The 25,991-nt window shown below is 47.4% G+C and carries 31 protein-coding genes and 2 tRNA genes; 26 read left to right on the top strand and 7 right to left on the bottom strand.

Features of this window, described 5'->3' with window-relative positions:
- Positions 1–23 precede the first annotated feature (23 nt).
- Positions 24–100: transfer RNA gene (locus tag EIM92_RS20295), tRNA-Pro, on the top strand.
- Between the two features lie 65 nt (positions 101–165).
- Positions 166–236, top strand: a tRNA-Gly gene (locus tag EIM92_RS20290).
- Between the two features lie 96 nt (positions 237–332).
- Here the strand turns inward: EIM92_RS20290 and EIM92_RS24355 are convergent.
- Positions 333–647: a tyrosine-type recombinase/integrase gene (locus EIM92_RS24355; protein WP_246021084.1), complete on the bottom strand. Its 315-nt coding sequence runs from the start codon at positions 645–647 to the stop codon at positions 333–335.
- A gap of 371 nt (positions 648–1,018) precedes the next feature.
- Between EIM92_RS24355 and EIM92_RS20280 the strand changes: the two genes are divergently transcribed.
- Positions 1,019–1,786 carry a stalk domain-containing protein gene (locus tag EIM92_RS20280; protein WP_125084385.1) on the top strand — a complete coding sequence of 256 codons (768 nt, stop codon included), beginning with the start codon at positions 1,019–1,021 and terminating at the stop codon, positions 1,784–1,786.
- 539 nt (positions 1,787–2,325) lie between these two features.
- Positions 2,326–2,727, top strand: coding sequence for a hypothetical protein (locus EIM92_RS20275; protein ID WP_125084384.1), 402 nt, complete (start codon positions 2,326–2,328; stop codon positions 2,725–2,727).
- A gap of 201 nt (positions 2,728–2,928) precedes the next feature.
- Here EIM92_RS20275 and EIM92_RS20270 read toward each other — a convergent pair whose 3' ends face one another.
- Positions 2,929–3,774, bottom strand: coding sequence for an MBL fold metallo-hydrolase (locus tag EIM92_RS20270; RefSeq protein ID WP_125084383.1), 846 nt, complete (start codon positions 3,772–3,774; stop codon positions 2,929–2,931).
- Between the two features lie 164 nt (positions 3,775–3,938).
- Between EIM92_RS20270 and EIM92_RS20265 the strand changes: the two genes are divergently transcribed.
- Both EIM92_RS20265 and EIM92_RS20260 read left to right on the top strand, forming a co-directional pair.
- On the top strand, positions 3,939–4,124 hold the full coding sequence (locus EIM92_RS20265; RefSeq protein ID WP_125084382.1) for a hypothetical protein: 186 nt from the start codon (positions 3,939–3,941) through the stop codon (positions 4,122–4,124).
- Between the two features lie 11 nt (positions 4,125–4,135).
- Positions 4,136–4,432: a spore coat protein gene (locus EIM92_RS20260; RefSeq protein ID WP_125084381.1), complete on the top strand. Its 297-nt coding sequence runs from the start codon at positions 4,136–4,138 to the stop codon at positions 4,430–4,432.
- A 375-nt stretch (positions 4,433–4,807) separates the two neighbouring features.
- Here the strand turns inward: EIM92_RS20260 and EIM92_RS20255 are convergent, their stop codons facing one another.
- Entirely contained in the window at positions 4,808–5,098 is a 291-nt protein-coding gene (locus EIM92_RS20255; protein WP_125084380.1) for a hypothetical protein, read from the bottom strand.
- Between the two features lie 144 nt (positions 5,099–5,242).
- Here EIM92_RS20255 and EIM92_RS23805 point away from each other — a divergent pair, with 144 nt between their 5' ends.
- Entirely contained in the window at positions 5,243–5,389 is a 147-nt protein-coding gene (locus EIM92_RS23805) for a hypothetical protein (protein WP_164515164.1), read from the top strand.
- Between the two features lie 20 nt (positions 5,390–5,409).
- Complete coding sequence (locus EIM92_RS24525; RefSeq protein WP_281279637.1) at positions 5,410–5,544, top strand: hypothetical protein; 135 nt, start codon at positions 5,410–5,412, stop codon at positions 5,542–5,544.
- Positions 5,545–5,552: 8 nt separating this feature from the next.
- Here the strand turns inward: EIM92_RS24525 and EIM92_RS20250 are convergent, their stop codons facing one another.
- The gene (locus EIM92_RS20250; RefSeq protein WP_125084379.1) at positions 5,553–5,765 is read right to left on the bottom strand and encodes a YwbE family protein; all 213 of its coding nucleotides are present in this window, start codon (positions 5,763–5,765) and stop codon (positions 5,553–5,555) included.
- 627 nt (positions 5,766–6,392) lie between these two features.
- On the opposite strand from EIM92_RS20250, the gene pheS reads away from it, so the two are divergent.
- From pheS to EIM92_RS20235, 3 genes are all read left to right on the top strand, one after another.
- Positions 6,393–7,427 (top strand): phenylalanine--tRNA ligase subunit alpha, encoded by a 1,035-nt coding sequence (gene pheS / locus EIM92_RS20245; protein ID WP_125084378.1) that lies wholly within the window; start codon positions 6,393–6,395, stop codon positions 7,425–7,427.
- 29 nt (positions 7,428–7,456) lie between these two features.
- The gene (gene pheT, locus EIM92_RS20240) at positions 7,457–9,907 is read left to right on the top strand and encodes a phenylalanine--tRNA ligase subunit beta (RefSeq protein WP_125084377.1); all 2,451 of its coding nucleotides are present in this window, start codon (positions 7,457–7,459) and stop codon (positions 9,905–9,907) included.
- Positions 9,908–10,020: 113 nt separating this feature from the next.
- The gene (locus tag EIM92_RS20235) at positions 10,021–11,574 is read left to right on the top strand and encodes a cell division protein ZapA (protein WP_125084376.1); all 1,554 of its coding nucleotides are present in this window, start codon (positions 10,021–10,023) and stop codon (positions 11,572–11,574) included.
- A 45-nt stretch (positions 11,575–11,619) separates the two neighbouring features.
- Here the strand turns inward: EIM92_RS20235 and EIM92_RS20230 are convergent, their stop codons facing one another.
- Both EIM92_RS20230 and EIM92_RS20225 read right to left on the bottom strand, forming a co-directional pair.
- Positions 11,620–11,991 (bottom strand): cupredoxin domain-containing protein, encoded by a 372-nt coding sequence (locus EIM92_RS20230; RefSeq protein ID WP_125084375.1) that lies wholly within the window; start codon positions 11,989–11,991, stop codon positions 11,620–11,622.
- Positions 11,992–12,162: 171 nt separating this feature from the next.
- A complete protein-coding gene (locus EIM92_RS20225) occupies positions 12,163–12,525 on the bottom strand; it encodes a phage holin family protein (protein WP_125084374.1) in 363 nt (120 codons plus the stop codon).
- A gap of 191 nt (positions 12,526–12,716) precedes the next feature.
- Here EIM92_RS20225 and EIM92_RS20220 point away from each other — a divergent pair, with 191 nt between their 5' ends.
- From EIM92_RS20220 to EIM92_RS20155, 14 genes are all read left to right on the top strand, one after another.
- Positions 12,717–15,080 carry an endonuclease MutS2 gene (locus tag EIM92_RS20220; protein ID WP_125084373.1) on the top strand — a complete coding sequence of 788 codons (2,364 nt, stop codon included), beginning with the start codon at positions 12,717–12,719 and terminating at the stop codon, positions 15,078–15,080.
- Positions 15,081–15,145: 65 nt separating this feature from the next.
- The gene (locus tag EIM92_RS20215; RefSeq protein ID WP_125085292.1) at positions 15,146–15,517 is read left to right on the top strand and encodes a DUF350 domain-containing protein; all 372 of its coding nucleotides are present in this window, start codon (positions 15,146–15,148) and stop codon (positions 15,515–15,517) included.
- A 121-nt stretch (positions 15,518–15,638) separates the two neighbouring features.
- Positions 15,639–16,175, top strand: coding sequence for a hypothetical protein (locus tag EIM92_RS20210; protein ID WP_125084372.1), 537 nt, complete (start codon positions 15,639–15,641; stop codon positions 16,173–16,175).
- Between the two features lie 77 nt (positions 16,176–16,252).
- A complete protein-coding gene (locus tag EIM92_RS20205; protein ID WP_125084371.1) occupies positions 16,253–17,440 on the top strand; it encodes an MFS transporter in 1,188 nt (395 codons plus the stop codon).
- Positions 17,441–17,588: 148 nt separating this feature from the next.
- Entirely contained in the window at positions 17,589–17,822 is a 234-nt protein-coding gene (locus EIM92_RS20200) for a hypothetical protein (RefSeq protein WP_125084370.1), read from the top strand.
- Positions 17,823–17,843: 21 nt separating this feature from the next.
- Positions 17,844–18,236 (top strand): spore coat protein, encoded by a 393-nt coding sequence (locus tag EIM92_RS20195; protein WP_125084369.1) that lies wholly within the window; start codon positions 17,844–17,846, stop codon positions 18,234–18,236.
- 189 nt (positions 18,237–18,425) lie between these two features.
- On the top strand, positions 18,426–18,926 hold the full coding sequence (locus EIM92_RS20190; RefSeq protein WP_125084368.1) for an Lrp/AsnC family transcriptional regulator: 501 nt from the start codon (positions 18,426–18,428) through the stop codon (positions 18,924–18,926).
- A gap of 13 nt (positions 18,927–18,939) precedes the next feature.
- A complete protein-coding gene (locus tag EIM92_RS20185) occupies positions 18,940–20,142 on the top strand; it encodes an aminotransferase class I/II-fold pyridoxal phosphate-dependent enzyme (RefSeq protein WP_125084367.1) in 1,203 nt (400 codons plus the stop codon).
- 147 nt (positions 20,143–20,289) lie between these two features.
- Positions 20,290–20,535, top strand: coding sequence for an aspartyl-phosphate phosphatase Spo0E family protein (locus tag EIM92_RS20180; RefSeq protein WP_125084366.1), 246 nt, complete (start codon positions 20,290–20,292; stop codon positions 20,533–20,535).
- 312 nt (positions 20,536–20,847) lie between these two features.
- The gene (locus EIM92_RS20175; RefSeq protein ID WP_125084365.1) at positions 20,848–21,423 is read left to right on the top strand and encodes a cob(I)yrinic acid a,c-diamide adenosyltransferase; all 576 of its coding nucleotides are present in this window, start codon (positions 20,848–20,850) and stop codon (positions 21,421–21,423) included.
- Positions 21,420–22,394, top strand: coding sequence for an RluA family pseudouridine synthase (locus EIM92_RS20170; protein ID WP_125084364.1), 975 nt, complete (start codon positions 21,420–21,422; stop codon positions 22,392–22,394). The genes EIM92_RS20175 and EIM92_RS20170 overlap by 4 nt, the downstream gene beginning before the upstream one ends.
- A gap of 75 nt (positions 22,395–22,469) precedes the next feature.
- Positions 22,470–22,832, top strand: coding sequence for an arsenate reductase family protein (locus tag EIM92_RS20165; protein WP_125084363.1), 363 nt, complete (start codon positions 22,470–22,472; stop codon positions 22,830–22,832).
- 35 nt (positions 22,833–22,867) lie between these two features.
- Positions 22,868–23,764, top strand: a complete 897-nt coding sequence (locus EIM92_RS20160) for a 5'-3' exonuclease (protein WP_425464215.1) — start codon at positions 22,868–22,870, stop codon at positions 23,762–23,764.
- Positions 23,765–23,841: 77 nt separating this feature from the next.
- Entirely contained in the window at positions 23,842–24,234 is a 393-nt protein-coding gene (locus EIM92_RS20155; protein WP_211344394.1) for a hypothetical protein, read from the top strand.
- A 147-nt stretch (positions 24,235–24,381) separates the two neighbouring features.
- Here EIM92_RS20155 and EIM92_RS20150 read toward each other — a convergent pair whose 3' ends face one another.
- The gene (locus EIM92_RS20150) at positions 24,382–24,684 is read right to left on the bottom strand and encodes a DUF3055 domain-containing protein (RefSeq protein ID WP_125084362.1); all 303 of its coding nucleotides are present in this window, start codon (positions 24,682–24,684) and stop codon (positions 24,382–24,384) included.
- A 264-nt stretch (positions 24,685–24,948) separates the two neighbouring features.
- Between EIM92_RS20150 and EIM92_RS20145 the strand changes: the two genes are divergently transcribed.
- Entirely contained in the window at positions 24,949–25,956 is a 1,008-nt protein-coding gene (locus tag EIM92_RS20145; protein ID WP_425464168.1) for an HRDC domain-containing protein, read from the top strand.
- Positions 25,957–25,991 lie beyond the last annotated feature (35 nt).

Below are 25,991 nucleotides of genomic sequence, written 5' to 3'. Positions count from 1 at the left end.
GCAGCTTGCTCGATTGAAGTCTTCGGGACGTAGCTCAGCTTGGTAGAGCACCTGGTTTGGGACCAGGGGGTCGCATGTTCAAATCGTGTCGTCCCGACCACTATATGAATAACACTGCAAAAGTAATCAGAATTCGCTTTGTAAATCACTTTTGTGGTCACCAATGCGGGTGTAGTTCAATGGTAGAACTTTAGCCTTCCAAGCTAATAGCGTGGGTTCGATTCCCATCACCCGCTTACTCTAAAAAATCTTCTGAAACCCTTGGTGCGCAAGGGTTTTTCTTTTGCGTAAAATTCGACAAAGAATAGACGTTTTTTGGTTTAGGGGGCAGGTTAGGGGGCAAATTTGAATAATTGCGGGTTTAGACTCTCTAGGGAATCGGCTGCAGCCCGATTGATTTCTTCCGACTCATGCGTATAGATGTTTGCAGTCGTATCAAGTTTGGTGTGGCGTAGTCTCTCCTGGATCGTTTTAAGATCAATCCCCGATTCTCGCAGTAGCATGCCGGCAGTATGACGTAGGCCATGCAACTTTACATGCGGAAGCTGACTCTTCTCCAGAAACTTTGACCAAGTAGCTGTAATTTGCTTCTCGATCCATATTGCTCCACGCTCATGGTCAATGTCTGTCCACTCTACGGCTAGCAATTCGCCTCTTCTGAAGCCTCCAAGGATTGCTCCAGTAAAAATATAGCCGCCAACGGTCTGGGAGCTTGTAAAGGGCAGTCAGGAGCTTTTTAACCTCCGCGCGGGTGTATGCCTGCTTCTTGGATCGCATTTCTTTCTACTGTCGTCGCTCGTTTCGGCCTACTTGCCAGTGCTGACTACTCATGACCATCAGGTCCTTGGTCTAAATCGCTGGGGCAAAGAACATAGCAACATATGAGGCCGACATCTAAAAATGCACTAAGTAACTAAAACTAGTAAATGAAGCTTTGAAGAACCTGGAAAATTAATCCTTAACCTAACTCCCAAATCATGGTACTATATTCCTATATTTTAAGGAATGAGGGGATTAGGTGACTAAAAGGTTTAAGCTATTATTGTCTTTGAGTGTTGCTGCGATAGCCCTATCGTCATTTGCTGCTGGGGCTTACGGTGCAGGGAAGTTGAAGCTGATTGTTAATGGCAAGGCGGCTACAGCAGAAGTGAAAACAATTAATGATACAACATACGTACCTTTGCGGGCAGTGTCAGAGATGCTAGGTGCAACAGTCTCGTATGATAGTGCTACGAGTACGATTACGATTAATAGTGCGGGGAATGCTACTATTCCTAATACTCCAGGTGCTCCTAGCCAAGAAGCTACTACAAATACGGAGTCGAGTACGAATAGTAGATCTAATCCGGCGGAAATCGGAACAACGCTTCCATTTACTGTGAAGGACACATTTAGTGATTATGGCGGCAGTGTAAATATCTCGCAAGTCATTCGAGGTGAGCAAGCCTGGCAAATGATACAAGAGGCTAATATGTTTAATAGCGAGCCAGATGCTGGACACGAATACATGCTAATAAAAGCTAAAGTTACAATTACTAGAAATGATAAACAAGATGCTGCCGTTCGTCTCTGGGGCGGTGACTTTACACTAGTTTCCACTTCGGGAACTGCTTATGACTATCCGTTGGTTGTCACGCCTGAACCAAAACTCGATGCTAGTATTTACGTTGGATCGTCCAGTGAAGGATGGGTAGCCTTTCAAGTTAAGAAAAATGATGAATCGCCATTGGTTGTGTTTGAGAGGAAGTATGACGGAACTGGCGGAGTTTGGTTCAAAACAAAATAATAACCACAAATTAGGTCTCGCTGATTAGCGGGGCCTTTTATTATGCCTTTAAGGAGCTGAGCCTATGCTCAGGATTAACAAAGAAGGAGGGGGCAGCCTTGTGGGCAATATCCTTAGCAGATTGAATAAATAAATGGTATAATTTGGTGAAGGGGTCCCGCAGCTAAATGCCAGCCAAATTAGTATTGGTTCGCTCCACGACTACCGGATACTTTACGAACCATTCGCTGTTTCCCCACCGCCTGACCTCCTCTCTTGATCTTTGTTATGCACGCATTATTTATGCGTGCCAATACGAAATGCGCATAATTAAATAATGCGTGTTCTTTTGGTGGGTAAAAGTTAGTTGTTATCGGAAAGAATAACTCATTGGCTTAGGTGTTTGTAATCTATTTATTCGAAAATTATTTATTTATGTAAAATCAACTATTTTAGGAGGTATACAAGTCCTGAAGAAAACAAAAGTTTTTGCTGTTTTAACCATACTGGCTATGTTATCTTCTGCCTTGGTCATATTTACGGCTGGAAGCGTATCTCCGGTGTCTGATCAATCTGTGGCAACATTACCCGTTACAAAAGAAGCATCCAACATTAAAGTGGAAATTATTGATGACAACATAATCGATCCAATGGATGTGCAACTTATTAATAATGTTCATCATACTGGTTCTGCAGCATATACTGGCGAATTTACGACAGCGCCAGAAAATGGCGTAAATATGAATGTGCGGGTTGAAAATAATGGTGATTCAGCTGTGTTTATCAACATCGGTCGGAATGACCATATAATTGTTGATGGTTATGAACTAAGCTTGGGGAGTCAAAAAACAATAAGCTTTGAGGAAATGCTTGGTCATGGATTAATCGGGGATTGGAAAGTTTATATCTACAATAAAACCGGAGATAAATACGCTCTTAACATTAATGCAAGGCAGTTCTGACGAAGTAATTTGAAAATTGGTGAATATGGCGCGCGTGGTTGTCGTTGTTACTTTTAACCACTGCCGGGACCTATTCATAGGGCTGCATTATATCAGTTCAGAATTCCAAGTTAAACTTAGGGGCCGCTATGGCCCCATTTTATTATGTTGCTTAAGCTTCTATTTGAAAATAAGGAATTTCGTTTTTATTAAAAAGGTATTTTAGTTTACATATTTTCCGTAATTAGGTACAGCCCTCTGATCAAATTCGTTAACAAGTTTCTCTAAACTTGTAGTAAGTAATTCACCTGACATGGGTACCCCATGCCCAGTAATAGCAACTGCAGGTTGTAGCTCAGCTAGCTTAATGACCGATGCTTTAGCAGCCATCCAGTCCGTTGTTAGATAGCGAGGGGGCCCGCTTATCTCTTGTTCCTGAGTGAATACTTTGTACAGGTATTCCTGTTTGACCGTAACAAAGGCATCCCCTGCGATTAACGACCGGTCTTTCTCCCTAAATAACGAAATATGGCCCGGAGCATGTCCAGGAGTATGAATCCATTTAAACCCAGCCATATGAGGTACCGTTCCATCAGAAGGTAATATTTGTACGTTCTTCCCTAAGTTTATCGCTTCATTAGGGAACATGGGGGACATTTTCGCCACCATTCCGCCTTCGACCGTTGGATCTGGTTCAGGGTAGCTCTTTTGCCCTGTTAGGTAAGGCAGCTCCAATTGATGCGCATAGACTGGAACTCTCCAATGTTTGACAAGTTCAATTAACGCTCCGACATGATCAAAATGGCCATGCGTCAAAATGATCGCCTTTGGTCGGCTGTTTACGCCAAAGCGTTCTTCGGCGACAGAAATGATCTCATTAGCAGACCCTGGCATTCCGGCATCTACTACAACAAAATCCTCTTTATTCGGATCACCGACTAAACAGAAGTTGACAATCTGGACGGTGTAGCATAATAAATCAGGCAGCACCTCAATGCCAGAACCACTTTTCAATGAAGTTGCTGGAATAAATCTGTAATCATGGCCGTACTCCATGTTCTGATTCATTTTTACCACTCCCCTACAGAATGCTAATGGTTTGTTCTATTATGTGTTAAAGTGCGAGCGTTTCATTCCATTCCGATGGGAAGGTTTGGATCTTAGCGGCACAATCTAAAAAGCATAATTTATTTAGATAAAGGAAATAACAAGCTGCAGAAGGGGGGATTACTATGCCAGAACTAGGCGTACATGAAAAATTAGAGCTTCATGAATTGCTTAACTTTAAAACTACTTGCCTTACCAAAGTCCAGACAATGATGCCTATGGTAATTGATCCAAACTTAAAGACGATCCTAGAAAATGATGTACGTAGTGGAACTGAAGATATTCAAGAGTTAAGAAACTTACTCATATAAGGAGGTTAGAAATGAACACAACCATGTCAAATATGACCGGGATGAATGCAATGACTGATCAGGTTATAGCTTCTGATTTATTGATTTCGGCCAAGAGCGGCATTAAGAATTATGCAGCGGCGCTTTCCGAAGCGGCGACACCTGAGGTGAGAAATATCCTTTGCGATCAATTAAACAAAGCAGTAAGTCTTCATGAGCAGATTTTTAACTATATGAAGGTTAATGGATATTATAATGCTTATGATCCAGACCAACAAATTCAAATGGATATTCAAAATGCAGACAAAGCATTGTCTTTGCCCATCTGAGTGATATCCACCGTATAAAAATAACCGCTGAGCTATAATGCTCAGTGGTTATTTTTATACGGTGATTGTGAATGAATGTATTGATTTCGAATCTATGAGGACATGTTCGTCATGGACGATAAAGGCTTGAACAGACCCATGGCATATTGACTTTTGAAGAGGAATAGCCTGCTGGGTCACGTTACCGCTTCAAATGTAGATAAGTACAGCTAGGGCAGTTTTTTGTTGTTTAGTGGAAGTTTAATCATTTGTCGGTGCAGTCGTGAGGTTTTCAATATCTGTAGATCCGTAGAAAAACAATCCCGCAATGATCAATATAATGACTAGCTCGGCGAAAGCCTCACCATTGAAGCTGCCCATTCTTATCCCTCCAACTTAAGAATTATTTGTTTTTTTCTTTAGAGCCTCAATCACTTCGTTTAACGTCATATCCCCGTTATTATCCAAAAACTTAACCATCTTATCTATATTCGTACCGTTCATAGCCAGCGTTTTGTATTGGCCAGTTAAGGTGATGACCAACGATGCTTCTCTAAATAACTGCACGGAATCGACTCTTAATTTTCCGGTCAATAAAAGCGCTGCGACGGTATATTCTAGGCTTTTATTTTTTTTGGATTTGGATGAGGAAGCTTTTGATTTTCCGTTTTTTGACGGAGAAGCCATAGGAACTCCCTTCTTCCATTAAGTACTTTTAATCCTTATAAACCCTTTGAAATATACTTTATGCTTTCGAAAGGCAATTGGTTACGCACGCAGACATAGCTACGGAACAGGATGCAACAAATGCATTAGAGGATTTGAAAAAGCATGGCTATTCGGTCGATGATATATCAGTCGTCGGCAGGAATAAAGAGTATTCCCGAGAGTGAAGCCGAGGAATTTAGCAATTATGTAGAGTATAGCCGTATTCTCGTGCTTGTAGATCCCCACTGGAAGAAGGAGAGCTTACCCTAAATGAACGGGATGAGAACGGGATGAACAAGACTACCGCAGATCAAGAGATCGCAGACAAGATCGAAGATTTTGGTGAAACTCGCAAAAGAACGGGCAGCTACGCTGTCTGTTCTTTTTACATCGTACGCCCAGCATGGGCGTCATCTCAAGGGTGAATCTCCGTTTAGGCTTCGCCTTCGGAATTCGTGATAACCGCTTTGACGCGGCCGACTTGGCCGTCTTGAAGACGCACCTTAATTCCATGTGGATGATTCGCTGAGTTGGTGAGGATGTCTTTGACGATGCCGCGCGTCAGTCTTCCAGTGGCTTGATCTTTTTTAAGCACGATATCAACGGTTAGGCCTTGCTTAATATGACTGCGTATAGTGCCGCTCATGAATTCCACTCCTTAGTGATGTGCAATGAATATAATGTAGCATATTTCTTTATCCCGACAAAGGAAACTTACTATCGGCAGCGCCAACCCTTGCCATCGCTATAAACTTTGCATATAATAACAGATAAGCCGTAGCCGATAAGGTGCGGAGATGATGACCTTAAACAATGTAAATGCAATGATGGAGAAGAGTAAGCAGAAGCCTCCGTACAGGGAAGAGTCGCCGTAGATTGAGAGCGTCTCTAGGGAATCAGACTGCCGAAGTTCACTCCGGAGCAGTTCCTTGAACCGTTTGTTTAATACAGACGTTAGTAGGGGATACCGGCTGCGACCCGTTACGTCGCTTTGAGTGAGAGTCATTAGCAGGCTTGCCGTTGTTTATCTACGGAAATGCATCATTTAATGATGTGTGTTGCAATTCTGCTGTAGGCTCTAACAAGGGTGGTACCACGGTCTTTTCGTCCCTTTCCAGGGAGAAAAGGCTTTTTTTATTTAGATATCAGAAAATATAAGTAATTTACAGCAAGAACTTCCTGATATCGCAAGGAAAACTAACGATAAACGCATTTGTCTCCACAAAGAGTCTGCCGATCGCGTTTTTCTTATTCAACTTAAGGAGGATTATTCATGAAAGAACGTTTGGAAGCACTGAAGCAGGAAGCAGTAGCTCAATTGAAGTCCGTGGCCGATGCCGCTCAATTAAACGATCTTCGGGTCAAATATTTGGGCAAGAAGGGTGCGTTAACTGAAATCTTGCGGGGGATGGGTGGATTAAGCGCTGAGGAACGCCCTGTCATTGGACAGGTGGCTAATGAAGTCCGCACTGCGATCGAAGATTTAATTGAAGAGAAGCAGCAGTATTTTCAGCGGCTTGAGACGGAAGAGCGACTTGCAGCGGAGAAAGTAGACGTAACATTGCCGGGAAGGCCTCTCAAGCAGGGGAGCATCCATCCGCTGAACCAGGTTATTCAGGATATCGAGGACATTTTTATCGGGATGGGTTACCGTATTGCCGAGGGGCCTGAGGTTGAGACCGACTATTATAACTTTGAAGCTCTTAATTTGCCGAAAAATCACCCCGCCCGCGATATGCAGGACTCCTTCTATTTGACCGAGGAACTGCTGATGCGTACGCAGACTTCTCCGGTACAGGTACGGACGATGGAAGCGATGAAAGGGGAGGTGCCAGTCAAGGTTATTTGCCCGGGCCGCGTTTACCGTCGGGATGATGATGATGCTACGCATTCGTTCCAGTTCCATCAGATCGAAGGACTCGTTATCGGCAAAAATATTCGCATGAGCGATCTAAAAGGCACTCTGCTGCAATTTACCCGCGAAATGTTCGGGCAGAATACGCAAATCCGGCTGCGGCCAAGCTTTTTTCCATTCACGGAGCCTAGCGTCGAAGTGGACGTTACCTGTGTAAAGTGTGGTGGAAACGGCTGTCGGGTATGTAAAAATACTGGCTGGTTAGAAATTTTGGGCAGTGGTATGGTACATCCTCGCGTCTTGGAAATGAGCGGGTATGACCCTGAGCAATACAGCGGATTTGCCTTCGGTATGGGCGTAGAGAGAATTGCGATGCTGAAATACGGCGTAGACGATATTCGTCATTTCTTTAACAATGATATGCGTTTCTTGGGGCAGTTTGCCCGAATTTAATCCTGTATAAGAAAGAAGGGAACTTAAGCATGAAAGTTTCAACCGAATGGTTGTCGGAATATGTATCTTTGGATCAAGTAGTCATCGAGGAATTAGCAGAGCAAATTACCCGTTCCGGGATCGAGATCGATGCGATTGAGAATCGGAATAAGGGAGTCACCAAAGTTGTTGCCGGTTACGTCAAAAGCAAGGAAAAGCATCCTGATGCGGATAAGCTGAACGTATGTATCGTCGATGCTGGCCAGGAGGAAGAGCTGCAAATCGTGTGCGGCGCCAAAAATGTTGATGCCGGGCAAATGGTGCCTGTCGCTCTTGTTGGAGCAAAGCTTCCAGGCGGGCTCGATATCAAAAAAGCCAAGCTTCGCGGCGTGCACTCGCAAGGGATGATCTGTTCTGCGAAGGAGCTTGGCCTCAATGATAAGCTGCTTCCGAAGGAGCAGCAGGAAGGCATTCTTGTGCTGCCTCAGGGTACCGAAATCGGTACGCCGATTGCACAGCTGCTGGGGCTGGATGATAAGGTGCTCGACTTTGACCTTACGCCGAACAGATCCGATTGCTTGAGCATGCTGGGTGCAGCTTATGAGGTGGCAGCCATTTTGGACAGGGAAATCAAGCTGCCCGAGCCGGACAAGAAGCTCATAGAGGCAGCGGAGCCTGCGAGCGAACGGATTGCCGTGAAAATTGACGCGGAGGAATTATGTAGCCGCTACGCTGTCAGATATATTTCTGGCGTTACGGTCGGCACCTCCCCGCAATGGATGCAGAACCGCCTTATGGCGGCTGGAATTCGCCCAATTAACAACATTGTGGACATTACCAACTACGTTATGCTTGAATATGGCCAGCCGTTGCATGCATTTGATGCCGATACCATTAAGGGGGGCAGGATCGGCGTTCGTACCGCCGAAGCAGGCGAGAAACTGGTTACGCTGGACGGTCAGGAAAGAGAACTGGAGGCGGGCGCTCTTTTGATCGTAGATGGCGAGAATCAACCTGTCGGGCTGGCAGGTGTCATGGGAGGGCTTGATTCCGAGGTTACGGAGAAAACTGTAAATATTGTCCTGGAATCCGCCAAATTCGACGGTGGTTCAATCCGTAAGACATCGCGTCACTTAGGTTTGCGTTCGGAAGCCTCTCTTCGATTCGAAAAAGAGGTTGATCCGGCTGCGGTAATTCCTGCTCTAAATCGAGCGGCCGAACTGATGACTCTTTATGCAGGTGGCCAAGTGCTTCAAGGTGTTGTGGAGGCTGTCGTTTCCGAGGCAGAGGACAAGGTCATTACTCTTTCATTGAAAAAATTGAATGCATACTTGGGTACGGATATCTCGGCTTTGGAGGTAAAAGCCATTTTCGCCCGTCTGCATTTTGAGTGTGGGGATGTTGCAGGGGATTCGCTTGAAGTTCGGATACCTACCCGCCGTGGGGATATTACGCGGGATGTGGATCTGATCGAAGAAGTAGCCCGACTGTACGGTTATGACAATATCCCGACAACAGCGATCGAAGGTCCTACGACAGCGGGGGGTTATACGAAGCCGCAAGCTTTACGCCGTACTTTGAGGGGACTGCTCGTGCATGGTGGCTGGCAAGAAGTCATGGGGTATTCCTTCATCCATGAAGGCTACGGTACAATGTTCCCTCAGCTCGGAGCAGGCGGACGCGAAGTGAAGCTGGCCATGCCGATGAGTGAGGATCGCAGCGTGCTGCGAATGAGTCTAATTCCTGGATTAATCAACATTGCTGCATATAATCGCAATCGGAAACAGGATAATCTCGCTTTGTTTGAGATGGGCAGCGTTTTTCAAACGGACGAGGATAAGTTAACGAAACAACCTCGGGAAATAGCTGTGCTAGGCTTACTGCTTACAGGAGATCGTGAAGAGAAACGTTGGAATGCAGCTCCTGAGAAGGTTGATTTCTTCGATATCAAGGGTGCTTTGGAGAGCATTTTTGTTTACCTTGGAATTAGTGAGCTTGTTAGCTATGAAGCAGATGCGCCACAGGGCTTCCATCCCGGACGTTCGGCTTCCGTATATTTAAATACGTCGTCAGGCAAACAAAAGCTCGGAACGGTGGGTCAGCTGCATCCTGAACTGCAGCGTGAACATGATCTTGAGGATACTTATGTGGCCGAACTGCTGCTTGAGCCGGTATACCAGTATGCGGGGGATACTGCTGTATATCGTGAGCTGCCTCGATTCCCATCTATGCAGCGTGATATCGCTGTCGTTGTGGAAGCGGACGTGGAAGCGGGTGCGCTACTGACTGCTATCCGGAATACAGCGGGTGAACTGCTGGAAGAGCTGAATGTATTTGATGTGTATACCGGCAGCAAGCTTGGAGAGAACAAGAAGAGCGTAGCTCTTTCTTTAGTATATCGCCATAAGGAACGCACACTGACGGATGAGGAGATTACTGCGGCGCATGGGCAAGTTGTGTCGATGCTGGAGCAAACTTTTAGAGCTGAATTAAGAAAATAGCAGGAATTGAACAAAGTCACATCGAATCAAGTCTATGTAATGATTCGATGTGACTTTCGTGCAAAGTACAGACAGCTTAGATGAAACGTAAGGACCGAAGGAGGCACAACATTTTGACTACCCCTGACCGTATTAGTGTAAATGTTGAAATTTACGGTACATCTTATAAAATCGTCGGCAGCAGCGCTGAATATATGAAAGAGGTTGCTAGCCGCGTCGATACCCATATGCAGGCTATTTCTAAAACGTATCCTCATTTGGACACTCCGCGCCTGGCGGTGCTAGCTGCGGTTCGTATGGCTGAGGAGGCTATGAAGACGGAGCAGCTTCGCAACGAACTGCAGAAGATGGAGCAGGAAAAGGCGGGGCTTTTTCAGGAGATTTCCGTCATGCAGGCGCTCCAATCCAAGCAGGAGCAGGCGCACCAATTGCTTCAGGAGGAGCACCACCAGCTTAAGAGTGATAAGAAAGCGGTATCTGAGAAGCTTGATAAGGCTGAAGTGGCGCTTAAGGAGCAGGAGGCGGATGTACGCAAGCTTAACTCGCGGATTAAGGACCTGGAGCGGCAATTGAACGATCAGCGCAGCAGCTCTTCCCAACTGCAAGCAAAGTTGCGGGGCTCAGAGCAAGAGGCGAAGCGGGAGAAGGAAGAACGCGAGAAGCTCGCCGCGCAGCTTAAGGGAGCATTGCAGCGAGAGCAGAGTGTTAAGGCTAGCGAGCAGCGTCTGAAGGAGAGCCTAGCCAAGCAGGAGCAGCAGGCGAAGGAGCTTAAGCAATCGCTTGAAGCGGCTGAAGCGGAGAAGAAACGGCAGCAGGGTTTGCTACAGGATTCCAAAGCACGCGAGGACAAGCTTCGTGCAGAGGCTGCTGAGGCAGTCCAGAACGAGAAATCCTGGCAGAAGCTCGCCGAGAAACGAAACGAGGAGATTAGCCGATTTGAAATCAGCCTGTTAGAGTCCTCTGAACAACGGGAGCAACTGCAGTCTGAGTTGAATTCGGTGAAGAAGGAAGTGGCTGCTGCTCAGAAAGAAGTAGAAACTGAACAAGCCAAAGCGGCTAAACTCGCTAAGGAAGCAGAGTTCCTCAAATCCGAACTGAACCGGATCCACCAGGAGCATGAGAATACGCTTCAATCCGCAGGCACGGCAGCAGAGGAAAATTCTCGCTTAAGAGAGGAAGTGAAGCGCCTTAGCGAAATGCTGACCGAACTGGAACGGGAAATGCAGGGCTATGTTACTCTTGCCGAGGAACAGGAGAATTCCCGCCTGGCAGCAGAGCAAAGAGAGCAGGAGTGGAGGCAGCAGCTGGCCTCAGCAGAACAGGAACTGGTCTCTTGGCGTGAGACAGAAGCCGATTTGCAGCGGCAGCTTCAAGAATGGCAGCAACAGTGTGCGGCAAGCGGAGAGCAGGTAATGGATCTCTCCTCTCAATTCCGCGAACTCGAAGAAGAGAAGTTACGGCTCGAAGAGCAGTTGAAGGAGATAACGGATAGTTACGAGGTTATTTCGCATGAGTACAGGCTGTTGACAACGGCCCGTGAGATGGAACGCGAGGGAATGGAGAAGACGAAGGAGGAATATGATCGTCTGAAAGATGATTACACGAAGCTCCAGACGGAGTTCAATGAGTGGATCGAGTTGATTGAGCAGGCTGGAAATGAAAAATGACAACGAAGAAGAGCCCTCGGATTACCGAAGGCTCTTCCTTATTATTTATTCCTCAACAATTAGCTTTGATACCATTGTGGAGTGGCCGGCGCCGCACATAATCGAGCAGGCGATTTCATATTCTCCTGCTTCTTTAGGAACGACGACCTTCGATTGGGTTTTACCTTTAAGCTCGACCTTCAATCCTGGAATAATGATTCCATGATTGCCCTCCACGTTTTTGAATGTAATTTTCACCGGGGAATCCTTCTTCACGCGGTACTCTTCTTGATCGAATTTGTAGTTTGTTGCTTCAATAATGATTTCTGATTCTGGAGTCAAGTCGCTTTCCTCGGCGGTGCCGTTGGAACTGCTGCCGCAAGCAGCGAGAAAAATCAATAACATAGAACTAAGCGCGAAAGCAATAGCCTTTTTCATAAAAATCCCCCTTGATTAAAAATGATTTGTGACAATTTCAATTCTATCATAGCGTAAATAACTGGATTTGAATGTCAAGGATTTGAAATATTCATGAACTCTCTGGGCAAAAATAACAGCTCCCTGCTGAAGTAGCGGGAGCTGCTATAGGAGCGGCGATTGGGTTCGCGATTAACGGTCTGATCTGCCTTTTGCTGCTTCAAATGGGGAGCCTATTGGGATGAACAGGTCAATGATCCCGATGACAAGAGCAGCGAGCAGCGCTCCGAGAACTGAAACGGATACTCCGGAAATAATGAACTGGGCAAGCCAGATCACTAGAGCACTAGCCAGAAAGCCAACGATACCGCGGCCAAACGGGGTAACTTTTTTTCCGAAGATCCCCTCAATAGCCCACCCGAGAAGCGCAATAACAAGCGCGAGCAGGAGGGCGCTGCCGAATCCGCCTACGCTGAATTGGGGGACGATCCAACCTACGACGAGCAGGACTAGGGCAGATACGATAAATCGAACAACGTGTCCCAGGAAATTCATGGCACAAGGCCTCCTTTATCAAAATAACGTTTCGTATTCGTGTATATAATGTTCAGTAAATTCATTTCTTATGTGCACAACTTTGTGAAATGGCGTAAAATGAGCGATTTCGCTATAATAGAAGATGTTCAAAAGTCCCATTTTGATCACGTAATATTAGAACATAGTCCCGAGGGGAGTTGTGATCGTTTTTGGATGAGAAAATTTTAAAAACGATGGAATATCATAAAATCATAGATATGCTTGTGAAATACGCCCAGACATCACTGGGAAAAATGGCAGCTGAACGCCTTAGCCCCGTGTCTGATCTGGAGGAAGTCAAGCGTCTGCTGCAGGGGACCGATGAAGCCTTCAAGGTGGATCGCCTTAAGGGGGCTCCGTCCTTCGGCGGGATCGTTGACATCATGCCTGCAGTGAAGCGGGCACGGATCGGCGGGACTTTGAATCCGCACGAGCTGCTTGGCATAGCGACAACGCTTGAGGGCTCGCGCCGCGTGAAGCGATACATCTCCAATATCCATGAGGAGGAGCCTGTTGAGCTGCTGTTTACGCTCAGCGATATGCTTAGCGAGCAGAAGACGCTTGAGGATCAAATTAAGCGTTGCATCGATGAGAGTGCGGAGGTGCTGGATTCCGCCAGTCCGGAGCTGGCGCAAATTCGCCGGGAGCTTCGCGGCGGAGAGGTGCGGATTCGGGAGAAGCTGGATGCGATGATTCGTTCCTCTAGCGTGGCCAAGATGCTACAGGATCAGCTAATTACGATTCGTGGGGACCGTTTTGTTATTCCTGTGAAAGCGGAGTATCGCTCTCACTTTGGTGGGATTGTCCATGACCAATCCGGTTCGGGTGCCACCTTGTTCATCGAGCCTGAATCGATCGTGGCGATGAATAACAAGCTGCGTGAGACACGGTTGAAGGAAGAACGAGAAATTGAAGTAATTTTACAGAAGCTTACCGCGCTCGTGGGAGAGCAAGCGGAACTTCTTGGCTATGACAGCGATGTGCTGGCTCAGTTGGACTTCATATTCGCCAAGGCTAGGCTGGCGCGTGAAATGAAGTCGACACTGCCCCGTATGAACGACCGCGGATTCCTGAAGCTGAAGAAAGGACGGCATCCGCTTATACCTGCGGACCAGGTCGTTCCAATTGACGTAGAGCTGGGCAACCAATATACATCTATCATTGTTACAGGCCCGAATACCGGAGGTAAAACGGTTACCTTGAAGACGATCGGGCTGCTAAGCCTGATGGCGATGTCGGGATTATTCGTTCCAGCGGAGGATGGAAGCCAGCTTTGCGTGTTTGATGCGATTTATGCCGATATTGGCGATGAGCAGAGCATCGAGCAGAGCTTAAGTACATTTTCCAGTCATATGACGAACATTATTTCGATTTTGCGGCGCATGACAGCCAAAAGCTTGGTGCTGCTGGACGAAGTCGGTGCAGGAACGGACCCGGCGGAAGGCTCCGCTCTAGCTATCGCCATACTGGAGCATATTCATTCGCTAGGCTGCCGGATGGTGGCGAGTACGCACTACAGCGAACTTAAGGCGTATGCCTATGAGCGAAAAGGTGTTATTAATGCGAGCATGGAGTTTGATGTGAATACGCTTAGCCCGACTTATCGTCTGCTTGTCGGCGTCCCTGGACGAAGCAATGCGTTTGCGATTGCCGAGCGGCTCGGCTTGTCGGAGCAAATTCTTGAATTTGCCCGCGGCGAAGTGAAGGAAGAGGATTTGCGGGTAGAGCATATGATCGCCTCACTTGAAGAGAATCGGCTTGGCGCTGAGCAGGAACGTGAGACGGCGGAACGGCTCCGCAAAGAGCTTGAGGAGATACGGAAGCGGCATGAGGCCGAACTGGACAAGCTGGCACGAGAGCGTGATAAGCGGATTGAGAAGGCAGAGGACGAAGCGATCGCGATTGTGGCTAAAGCGCGAAGCGAAGCCGAACGGATTATCGATGATTTGCGTAAACTGGCGTTAGAAGAGGGCGCATCTGTGAAGGAGCACAAACTGATCGCTGCCCGCAAGGAACTCGAGGAAGCTGAACCGAAGCGGAAGAAGACCAGTCCGGCTCGTCAGGCGACCAAAGCGCCTCGCAAAATACAAGCCGGTGATGAGGTAATGGTCTATAGCTTAAACCAGAAGGGGCATGTTGTAGAACTCGCTGGCAGTAAAGAGGCGCTCGTTCAGCTAGGGATTATGAAGATGAAAGTTAGTCTGGACGACCTCGAGCTTATTCAAGCTCCATCAGCAGCCAAGACAGCACAGCGGATTGTTACGAACGTCAAACGGACGCGCGACGACCAGGTCCGCAGCGAGTTGGATCTCCGGGGCGCGAATTTGGAGGAAGCCCTGATTGAGGTAGACCGCTTCATCGATGAGGCTTACCTTGGCAATCTCGGACAAATTTATATTATTCATGGCAAAGGTACGGGGATATTGCGGACAGGTATATCGGACTATCTCCGAAAGCATAAGCATATTAAGAGCTATCGGCTTGGTAACTATGGAGAAGGCGGCACAGGAGTCACCGTAGCCGAGCTGAAATAAGCGGGAGGTGCGGAGGCGAATTGGCAGGAAATATTGAACCGTTGCTGGAGCAGCCGTTTGGGCTAATGATAGGTTATTTCTCCATCGCTGTCATGGAGTTGATCGTATTTCTGTCCTGCTTCGAATTGGTAACCAAGTATCGCTGCTGGCAAGAAATTAAGAAGGGGAATGTAGCGGCATCGATTGCTACAGGCGGTAAAATACTTGGAATCAGTAACGTCATTCGATATGCAGCAGTTCATACCCCGATCTATGAATTTATGATTTGGTCTGCGGTTGGTGCCGTACTGTTGTTCGCAGCTTACATTTTGTTTGAGTTTCTGACCCCGGTGTTTCGCATCGACGAGGAAATCGCGAATGGAAATGTCGCTGTAGGGCTTATAGCGATGTTTGTTTCTGTCTCGGTCTCCTTTTTGATCGGAGCCTGCATAGGTTAGGAGGTGCGACATGAGAAATTTTATTAAAAATCTCACTAGCGTCATTTTTGTAGCCGCCGTATTGTTTCTAATCGGTGGTATCGTTTTCCTGTGGAAGTCATAAAGAAAGGACGGGCTGTGTATGGAAACCACGATTTGTCCCTGGTGCCAAACCGAAATAGTGTGGGATGAGGAACTTGGGGCGGAGGAAGAATGCCCCTACTGTCATAATGAGCTTAAGGGATATAGAACCTTGAACATTCAACTTGGAAGTGAAGAAGAGTTCGAGGAGGAAGCAGAGCTCGCTGATGGGGAGCAAGAGGAAGACTACTGGGAGGAAAGCAGCAACCCTCATCTTGACGCGATTCGCCGCGTAGAGAGCTTTGTGGCTGGCGGAGGTGATCTGCTGGCTTATGAATCGGGCGTGGAAAAGGTACTGGGTGGACAGGATGAGGTGCCGGAATGCCCGCATTGCCGAGAGTATATGCTGCATGCCGGACAGCAGTCGATCCAAGACGGTTCCTTTGAGCCTATTGTACCTAAGGGAATGTCGACTCCCCTGTTATCTAATACAATAAAGCTTAACGTATTCATTTGTTCTGCCTGCTTCAGCGTAAGCCGGTTTTTGGCTGAAGAGGATCGGAATTCGTTGATACGGACTGTGAGCGAAAAAGCATGATAAAATCATGCTTTTTTCTTTTTTTGGGCATCCTTACTGGGGAATAGGGAACTAAAGAACCTGTGGAGGAGCGAGAAATGAAGAGCTCTTTGGATCGACAATGTGTTTTGCTGTTGGCTGTTAATAGTTTATTCGTGCTGGCTGGGGCGCTGTCAGGCACATTTTTGAGTGTCTATTTATGGAAGGCCAAACAAGACTTCACGATGATCGGCTGGTTTGCCTTCAGTCAGCAGATCGCCATCGGCCTTACGTTCTGGATTGCCGGGAAATGGGTAAAGGAACGAGATAAAATGATTTTGCTCCGGCTGGGGATCATGATATCTGGCATATTCTATTTGCTGGTGCTGTTCGTGGGTACCCGCATGGTGCATTATATTTGGCCGCTCGGCATCGTATCGGGAATCGGCGCAGGGATATTCTGGCTTGCATTTAATGTTGTTTATTTTGAAGTGACTGACAAAACGAACCGGGATCTGTTTAATGGCTGGGTAGGCATCATGGGATCAGTGATCGGGATCAGTGGTCCATGGTTGTCAGGATGGTTGATTTCTGCACTGCCAGGTGAGAAGGGGTATCGGTTTATTTTTACAATATCGTTAATCGTCTATGGAATAGGTGTGCTGCTCAGCTTTTGGTTGAAGAAACGGGAAAGGGGAGGAGAATATCTCTGGCTTGAGCCCGTTCGGCGACTGAGAGCCGGCAGCCCTTGGAGGCAAGCGGTTCCTGCATCTATAGCCTATGGCGTTAGGGAGGGAGTGTTTTTATTCCTGATTAATTTGCTTGTGTATATAAGCACATCTTCAGAATGGAAGGTCGGACAATATATGCTGATTACCTCCTTAGTATCTTTAATCACTTATTGGGCTGCCGGGAAGTGGCTCGCAATTCGGCACCGCTATATGGAAATGCTAGTGGGAGCAGTAATGATTACGCTGGTTGTCTTACCATTGTTATGGAAGGTTAGCTACACGACTTTGATTATTTTCGGTATTGGTACATCATTGTTTATGCCGTTATACATCATCCCGATGATTTCTTCGGTGTTTGACTTAATAGGCCTTGATTCGAAGGATGCGGAGTATAGGGTAGAATTGATCGTTTTGCGGGAAATAAGCATGATGGCGGGGAGACTGGCAGGAATAGCCATTTTCATTTGTTTTTATTCCCGCTCGCCCCATATGACCACGATCTTATGGCTGATGGCCGGACTCGGAGCGGCTCCCCTTGTGAGCTGGTTTGCGATGCGTAAGCTGCTGGTAACCTAGCTCAAGGAATTGATGCCGATTATGATCTCCCTCCCCCAACGGGATATGTATAAATTATGTATATTTCGATGCAATTACATATCCAGGGTACCCTTGGACATAATATGCCTGAGTGTGAATGCAACCAACTTTCAGGAGGGAATTTTACATGAATGCTTCACAAATGCAGCCGCTATCGGTTAAGGAATTGGAATATATTTCCGACTCGATTTCCAATGAGGAAATACTGCTTAAGTTAACAGCCGCCGCCTCTGCAGTATCCAAGAATCCAGCCATTCAAAATGCGATTACAAGCCAAATACGTACTCATGAGCAGCACATTAATCAGCTCATTCAAGCGATTTCGCAGCATCAGCCGCTCGCTCCGACGCAAGCTCATTAACTCTAAATAGGAGGAATTTACTTGACACCGACTTCTCAATTTCAGAATACAAACCTGCTTCCGGAAGAGGATTTGCTAAATGCCGTTCTAGCTGATTTGAAAAGAACCGTTCGAGAATATACGACAGCGACGACAGAATCTGCATGCCCTTCTGTACGGCAAATGTTTAACCAATTAACGGACAGCACGCTGCAGCTTCAAGGTCAATTGTTCCAAGTGATGAGCAGCCATAACATGTATACAGCCCCATCGAAGGCAATCCGAACCGAGGTAGACAAGAAGCTGCAAGAGGCCCAGCAGACCCAGCAGAAGGTACAGCAGTTTACGCAGCAGCGCACGGCGCAATTTAATGGCAATGTCCAGGCTTCCCAGCCTAACTCACAGCCAAATATGGGGAGCCAGAATTATAGTTAATTCACCCGTATTTGCATCATTCAAGCAGAACTATTGCTGGAACCGTCCATCTAGGGAGATCCTCTCCCAAATGGACGGTTTTTCTATGCAGGAATCCTAATTTCATGTAATATAAGTATTAAATTTAGATTCCGATGAACCAAGGATGGATGATGAAACGTTCGTCGGAACAGCGCTGGAGGATGAGCCATGAAACCACTTAGCGAATTGAAACTGAAAGTGCTGGATCTTTTGAAAGAAGATGCCCGGAGAAGCCCAGCTCTGCTGGCAACCTTACTTGGTGTAACTGCGGATGAGGTCTCCGCGGCGATCACGGAGCTTGAGGAAGACAACGTTATTGTTAAATATGCGACGGTCATCAACTCAGGAAAATTGGACGATGAAAAGGTGACAGCCCTGATCGAGGTGCAAATCACACCGGAACGAGGGCGGGGCTTTGAAGCGATTGCGGAGCGGGTCTATTTGTTTCCTCAGGTCAAATCAGTGTATCTTATGTCAGGAGCCTATGATTTGCTTGTTGAGGTTGAGGGACGCACATTGAAAGAGGTCGCGAGCTTTGTCTCCGATAAGTTATCGACGCTGGATTCCGTGCTTTCGACGAAGACCCATTTTATACTCAAGAAATACAAACAGGATGGCATTATCTTCGAAGATCCCGAAGAAGACCGCCGTCTCATGATTTCTCCGTAAAGGAAGTTATGTTATGACAGTACAATCGCAACAACAATCCGACAAATCGATGTTATCTTATCTAGCTCCCCGGGTGAGAGAGATCCAGCCTTCGGGTATACGAAAGTTCTTCGATCTTGCCAGCGGTAGCAAAGATATTATCACCTTAGGCGTTGGCGAGCCTGATTTCATTACACCTTGGCATGTCCGGGAAGCGTGCGTTTATTCCTTGGAGCGGGGCTATACGAGCTATACTTCCAACGCAGGTACACCTGAGCTGCGGGAAGCGATCGCCGAGTATCTGTACAACGGGTTTGACGTAAAGTATGACCCTAAGGATGAAATCTTGGTTACCGTGGGCGGGAGTGAAGCGATCGACCTGGCGCTTCGCGCGCTGATTGAGCCGGGAGATGAAATACTTGTTCCGGCTCCTTGTTATATCTCCTATTCTCCGATTTCATTCATCAGTGGGGGAATTCCGGTAGAAATCGAAACTTATGCAAAGGATAACTTCAAGCTGAAGGCAGAGCATCTGCAGGCCAAAATAACCCCTAAATCCAAGGTGCTTATCTTGAATTATCCGAGCAATCCGACGGGTGGAATTATGACCTATGAAGACTGGCTGCCGATTGCTAAGCTAGTTGAAAAACACGATTTGATCGTTATTTCCGATGAGATTTATGCCGAGCTGACTTATGGCGGGAAGCATGTTAGCTTTGCTTCTCTTCCGGGAATGAAGGATCGTACGATTCTAGTTAATGGATTCTCCAAGGCGTTTGCCATGACCGGTTGGCGTATGGGCTATGCCTGTGGCCATCCTGAATTGATCTATGCGATGCTTAAAATCCATCAGTATACTGTCATGTGTGCACCGGTGATGGGACAGGTAGCTGCTTTAGAGGCGCTTAAAAATGGATTGGAAGAGAAGGATCAAATGGTCGAATCCTATAATCAGCGGAGAAGGTTGATTGTTCAAGGGCTTCGGGACATTGGCTTATCATGTCATGAGCCTCAAGGTGCTTTTTATGCTTTTCCTGGTATAGAAGCTACTGGGCTTAGTTCGGATGAATTTGCTCAGCGCTTGCTAATGGAGGCTAAAGTGGCAGCCGTCCCCGGTACTGCATTTGGTGCGGGCGGTGAAGGCTATCTGCGTTGCTCGTATGCGACTTCGGTCAATCAAATCAACGAGGCTCTTGACCGGATGGGCCAATTCATCCATAAGTTGAAACAAGGCTGAGCTCTGAGGAATTGTATAAATGGGGGTAATTAACAAAACTATCATTTATTATTTGATCTTGCTCCATTAATCATGCTATAATTTGGTTTTGGAAGAGGTTTGAAGTTTCTCAGGGAGGGATATCTGTTGTTTTGTGGTGAATACAACATGCCGTACAAGATGATAGGCGGTCATATTACTGAAGGCAGTGCAACGAATCAATGGATAGATGATGAAGGCCAAACGATATCACCACAAGCATTGACATTGGAGGATGAAATCCAGCTGCTCCGCACTCGAATGGAAGAAATTTTTCTAGTGGAGAAGTCCTTTACCTCAGATATTGTCATTGAGATCAGCAGTTTGCTTGATTTAAAGATTAATGAATTTATGAAGAGTCAGAAAGCGAAGTAACGCAGGCTCATCTATCGATAATGTTATGTGCAAAGAGGTGATCCGTATACGGATCACCTCTTTGATATGCGTACAGCAACAATGTGGTTAAGTCAACGGATTTGACGGACGGAGGGAAATGCTGGACAGAGGTGCGACTGCAGCGCGAACGTGGGTTGTTACTGGCAACTTTTAATCTGCATGTTCGTTCAGGTAATGTCTTTTGCGATGGGAACTTTTGTGCGGCATTGCGAAATTATTCGATGGGCTGATTTATGGTATATTGGAATTAGATTTTGAGGAAAGAGTAAATTGCATGAACGGGGGATAAAGGTGAAATTATACACAAGAAGCGGCGATGCCGGACAAACCTCCATTATCGGCGGTAGAGTAGATAAAGATGATGCACGGATCGAAGCGTATGGAACCATCGATGAGCTGAACAGCTTTGTTGGTCAGGCGGCAAGCTTGATCGATGCCGATTCCGAGACATTGGCGGATCTGAAGGAAGAGCTGCTGCAAATCCAGCAGGAGCTGTTCGATTGTGGTTCTGATCTGGCCTATGCTAAATTGAACGAGGATCGCTACAAAGTCGGCGCTGAGCTGGCTGAGCGGCTGGAAGCATGGATTGACCGACATCAAACCGATAATCCGCCGCTGGAAAAATTTATTTTGCCCGGAGGGACTAGCTTGGCGGCCGTATTGCATGTATGCAGAACCGTATGCCGCCGGGCCGAGCGTAGGGCGGTTACATTGGCTAGGCAGCATGAGGTTAATGCGGATGTCCTGACGTATTTAAATCGCCTGTCGGATTATTTCTTCGCCGTAGCTCGTACGGCAAACGCCCGCATGCAAGTTGAGGATACGGAATATTTGCGTAGTGCAAAGGTGTTTGGTCGAAAATCATGACTTTATATTATGACCCTATTATATACAAAGTAACGGATGAAGAAGATGGCTGGCAGCTAAAGAAGGTTTTGCAGCGCCGCCTCGGCGTGTCCAGAAAGCTGATGTCCAGGCTGAAACTGACCGAGAAGGGGATAACGCTGAATGGGGAAAGAGTGTATATCAGCGTGCCGGTAAAGAGCGGGGATATTGCTGCAATTACCTTGGAGAAGGAGACTTCGGAGGACATATTGCCGCAGCCGATCTCTTTTGACCGCATTTATGAAGACGATGCTCTATTAATTGTGAATAAAGCGTCTGGAATCATTGTTCATCCCACCCACGGGCATTACACGGATACTTTAGCGAATGGAGTCGTGCATTATTGGCAGGAAAAAGGGGAGATGTTCCGTTTCCGGCCCGTGCACCGTTTGGACCAGGAGACGAGTGGAGTGTTGGCCATCGCCAAAAATGCCTACGTGCATCAGCATATTTCTGAGCAGATGATTGCAGGAGAGGTGGAGAAGAAATATATAGCGTTCGTGCATGGAACCCCTGATCCGCAAGAGGGAACGATCGACGGTCCGATTGACCGTGATCCCGAGGAGCCCCATCGGCGTATCGTCACGCCGTCCGGCTACCCGGCACTAACTCACTATTCAACGGTTCAAATTATGGGGCCCGCTTCTAAGGTTGAGCTTCAGCTGGGAACTGGCCGAACGCATCAAATTCGAGTGCATATGACTTCGATTGGCCACCCGCTTATTGGAGATAAGATGTACCCGGGGGGCGGAACACGCAATGATCTAGTGCAAAACAAGGGCGTACTGTCTGCGGATCAAGGCGGAGGACTGGAGGGGCTGATCGAGCGTCAGGCGCTCCATGCCTCAGAGCTGGGATTTCGCCATCCGTTAACCGGAGAATACATGACCTTTTATGCGCCCTTTCCGCCGGATATGGAGCGTTTGGAGCAGGCTCTGAGCGGTTTAGCATAAAGCGCGCCTGTGCAGGCGCTTGAACACATATCAACACAAATATTAGAGAATTTGGATTTAGGAGGTTTCAAAGCGATGAGTAAGCTGATTGTTTATCAATATCCAAAATGCAGTACCTGCCGTAACGCAGTGAAGTGGCTGGAGGCGCAAGGACATGAATTGGAGCTCCGTCATATTAAGGATTCGCCGCCCAGTGAACAGGAATTAACGGAATGGATCGATCTGAGCGGGCTTGAGCTGAAGAAGTTTTTTAACACAGCTGGAGAAGTATACAGACAGGAAGGGTTGAAGGACAAGCTGCCAGGTTTGTCGCGTGAGGAACAGATTGCCTTGTTGTCCTCTAACGGGATGCTGATCAAGCGTCCTCTTGTAAGCAACGGGAAACAAGTAACGGTTGGTTTTAAAACGGAGGAATATGAACGGGTATGGGGAAAATAGCAGCCAGCTCGATGCAGGGAGAGAGTAATTTGACAATTGCACCAAGAGGTAAAGATAGCATTTTGCTTGTGGATGGTATGGCACTCATGTTCCGTGCCTATTACGCGTCCGCAGCCACGGGCTATATTCGTAGAACTAAGGCCGGGCTGCCGACGAATGCGGTATACGGCTTCATGAGGTATTTCTGGGATGCCGTGCAGAAATTTAATCCGACCCATGTAGCCTGTTGCTGGGATCTCGGCAGCAAGACGTTCCGAACGGAGCAATTCGCAGCTTATAAGGGCAATCGTTCGGAAGCCCCGGAGGACCTGGTTCCTCAATTTTCCGTCATTCAGGATGTGATGGATAGCCTGGGGATACCAAACATAAGCGCGATCGGATATGAGGCTGACGATTGTATCGGCACGCTTGCCACACGTTTTGGCACGCCTAACATGGATGTTTTAATTTTGACGGGCGATCACGATATGCTCCAATTAGTTAGCGAGACGACAAGCGTGATTATTATGAAAAAAGGTCACGGCAATTATAGTGTTTATACTCCTCAAATCTTAATGGAGGAGAAACAGATTACTCCTGCGCAAATCGTCGATCTTAAAGGATTGATGGGGGATACAAGTGATAATTATCCCGGAGTTCGCGGGATTGGTGAGAAGACTGCGTTGAAGCTGGTTCTCGAGTATGGGTCCGTTGAGGGCATTTTAAATCATCTGGATAAGTTGTCTAAATCGATTCGAAGCAAGATTGAGGCTGATCTTGACATGCTGCATTTATCCAGACAGCTTGCGGAAATTCGCTGCGATGTTGAACTGGTATGCGATCAGGAGGCATGCCGTCTTGAGTTGAATCATGCTCAGGTTGCTGCTAAGTTCGAAGAACTGGAAATGGCGAGCATTTGCAATTGGATGGGGGTAGCAGCCGCGAATGAGTGAGCAGAATGGGAGGGGTTGGGCTTCGGTCCTGATAGCTTTCCTTGTTTGTAGCTGTGATCAGTCCCAGCTCAGGAAGCGTGGCAGCCAAGGCGCCAAGCATTAAGCAAGAAACGAAGAAGGTAAAAATAGGGGAAAAGAGCTTTACCGTGCAAACCGTCCGTATCCCAAAAGGTACACCCGTTGCGGTGGGCCTGGCAAAGGGACAGGTCGGCAGTACAGAGGATTTCACCGCGATCGTTAAGAGATATGGCGCAGAGGCTACGATCAATGGTGCTTTTTTCGAAGCGTACGGAGGGCCTCCGGATCCATATGGCATGCTTATCGATAATAACAGAGTGATGCATAAAGGTGGAAACGGCACAACGATCGGCTGCGCCTCTACGGCTTTATACGGGGGAGGAAAATTGCTGACCAATGCCGGTAGATCTCTCAGCAACACACTCGTATTCGGATCAGGCTTAAAAAAATGATGATATGGCTGAAATTCTCTTACCGGGAGAGTTTCATGCGAGTAGCATCCTACCGCCAAGAAATTGGCGGTAGATGTCGTTATTCCGTAGTTTATGCAAGCATGCAGGGAGATCGGATGAGGTTCTAGCTGAAGCTAAGAAACGCGTTTAGTCGGTGAAGTAGGCATCGCCTACAACTTGGTAGAGGAAGGATTTCAATTCTTCGGCTTCTTCTTCCTCAAGATTGTAGATATGCTCCAGATAACCATCTTCCTCCAAGTCATCTGTGCCTAAAATGGCGGTCTTGCCGCTTTGTAAATCTGTAACCAGCTTTTTTCCGTAAAAACGGTTTGTCGTGGTAACGGCCAGATCGAACCGCTTAAGGGATTCGCCAATAAAGGTTACAAACCTTGTAGAGGTGCTTTCTGTACTGTCGGAAAGGAAATCCAACTCCTTGTGTTGGTCAGTCATTGATTTTGCCTCCTTGTACGATTAGTGCGGTCAACAAAGCCAATCTATTACTCTTAGACATTATAGCGGATATTATAGGCTTGTGGGGAAAAACATCTCAGGCATTGACAGTCCATTGAAAAATGGTATTATTGGAAATAACAGTATATGAATGGAGGAAGCACCTCTTCTGTATTTTTTACAGAGGGGTGCTTTTTTGCGTGCATTTTCGAAAAGAGGATCACAGGACGTCCGTTCAATACTGAACTTATAAGGAGGGGAAGAATGGTGCGGATCATTTTTTTGAACAGCTTGGAGAAGCGAGAGGCTGGCGCTGTAATTGGCAGCGCGCAAGTCTGGATGGGAGAGGAAGACAGCATGTGGCGCATGGGATGGAATGAGATTACGGCCGAAGGGGAGCAGGAGCACATATGGTATGAGGGTTCATCCTGGTCGGAGATGCTCCATGTGTATCGTCATCGCTTGGTCATTAAGCTAGGGGAAGGCTTCCAGCCTACAATCGAGGGAATTTGGGAGGAAAAAGAACAGCTTCGCGGCAAAGCGATAACTGCCCAGAAGCTGATCTGTTATAGCGAGCATCACGAGAATCCCCCCTTTTATACCGAGTTGTGCAATTGGAGAAGGAAGAAGGCTGCAGCAGATCGTAAGGCTCCATATCTGATTGCGAGCAATCGCCTGCTCAGGCTGATTAGCGTATTTTTGCCGCATACTCTGGAAGAGCTGCAGCAGCTCCCTGGGGTTGGACAGAATAAGGCGGCTGAGTTTGGCGAGGAATTGCTTGCAATGACTCGTAACCACGCTCGAACGACCTCATTTCCATTGGATTGGGTAGAGGAAGCGGTAGATCAGGAGACACTGCGTTCCTGGATGTATAAGCAGAAGGAGGCGAAATTCAGGGCTGAGATGGAGAAGTATGCAGCACGCCGAAGGCTGCTTGAAGGCATCGCCGAAGGCCTCAACGTGGAGCAGATTCGAGAGCGGGTCGCTCTGGGCCGCAGGGAAATCATTGAAATGCTCGAGGAACTCGAGAAGGATGGATACAGCACGGAGCAACTGGTGAAGAGCGAGCTGGAGGAGATGCCTGATCATGAGCAGGCCGCGGTCATGCAGGCCTATGAAGAACTCGGGGATGCTCTATTGAAGCCTGTGCTGCAGCGGGTGTACGGTGAAGAGGCGGCTGAGGGAGAGAAGCGGGAGCGGCTCTATGAACGCCTTCGCCTGATTCGAATCCGTTACCGCCGGGATAGAAACAGTGTACGGGACGCTGGATAGCAGACTTGCTGAAGCCTAGAGTTGGTCTTAAAGAG

It is taken from the genome of Paenibacillus lentus (assembly GCF_003931855.1).
Taxonomy (GTDB): Bacteria; Bacillota; Bacilli; order Paenibacillales; family Paenibacillaceae; genus Fontibacillus; species Fontibacillus lentus.
This window is presented reverse-complemented; position numbering and strand designations above follow the sequence as displayed.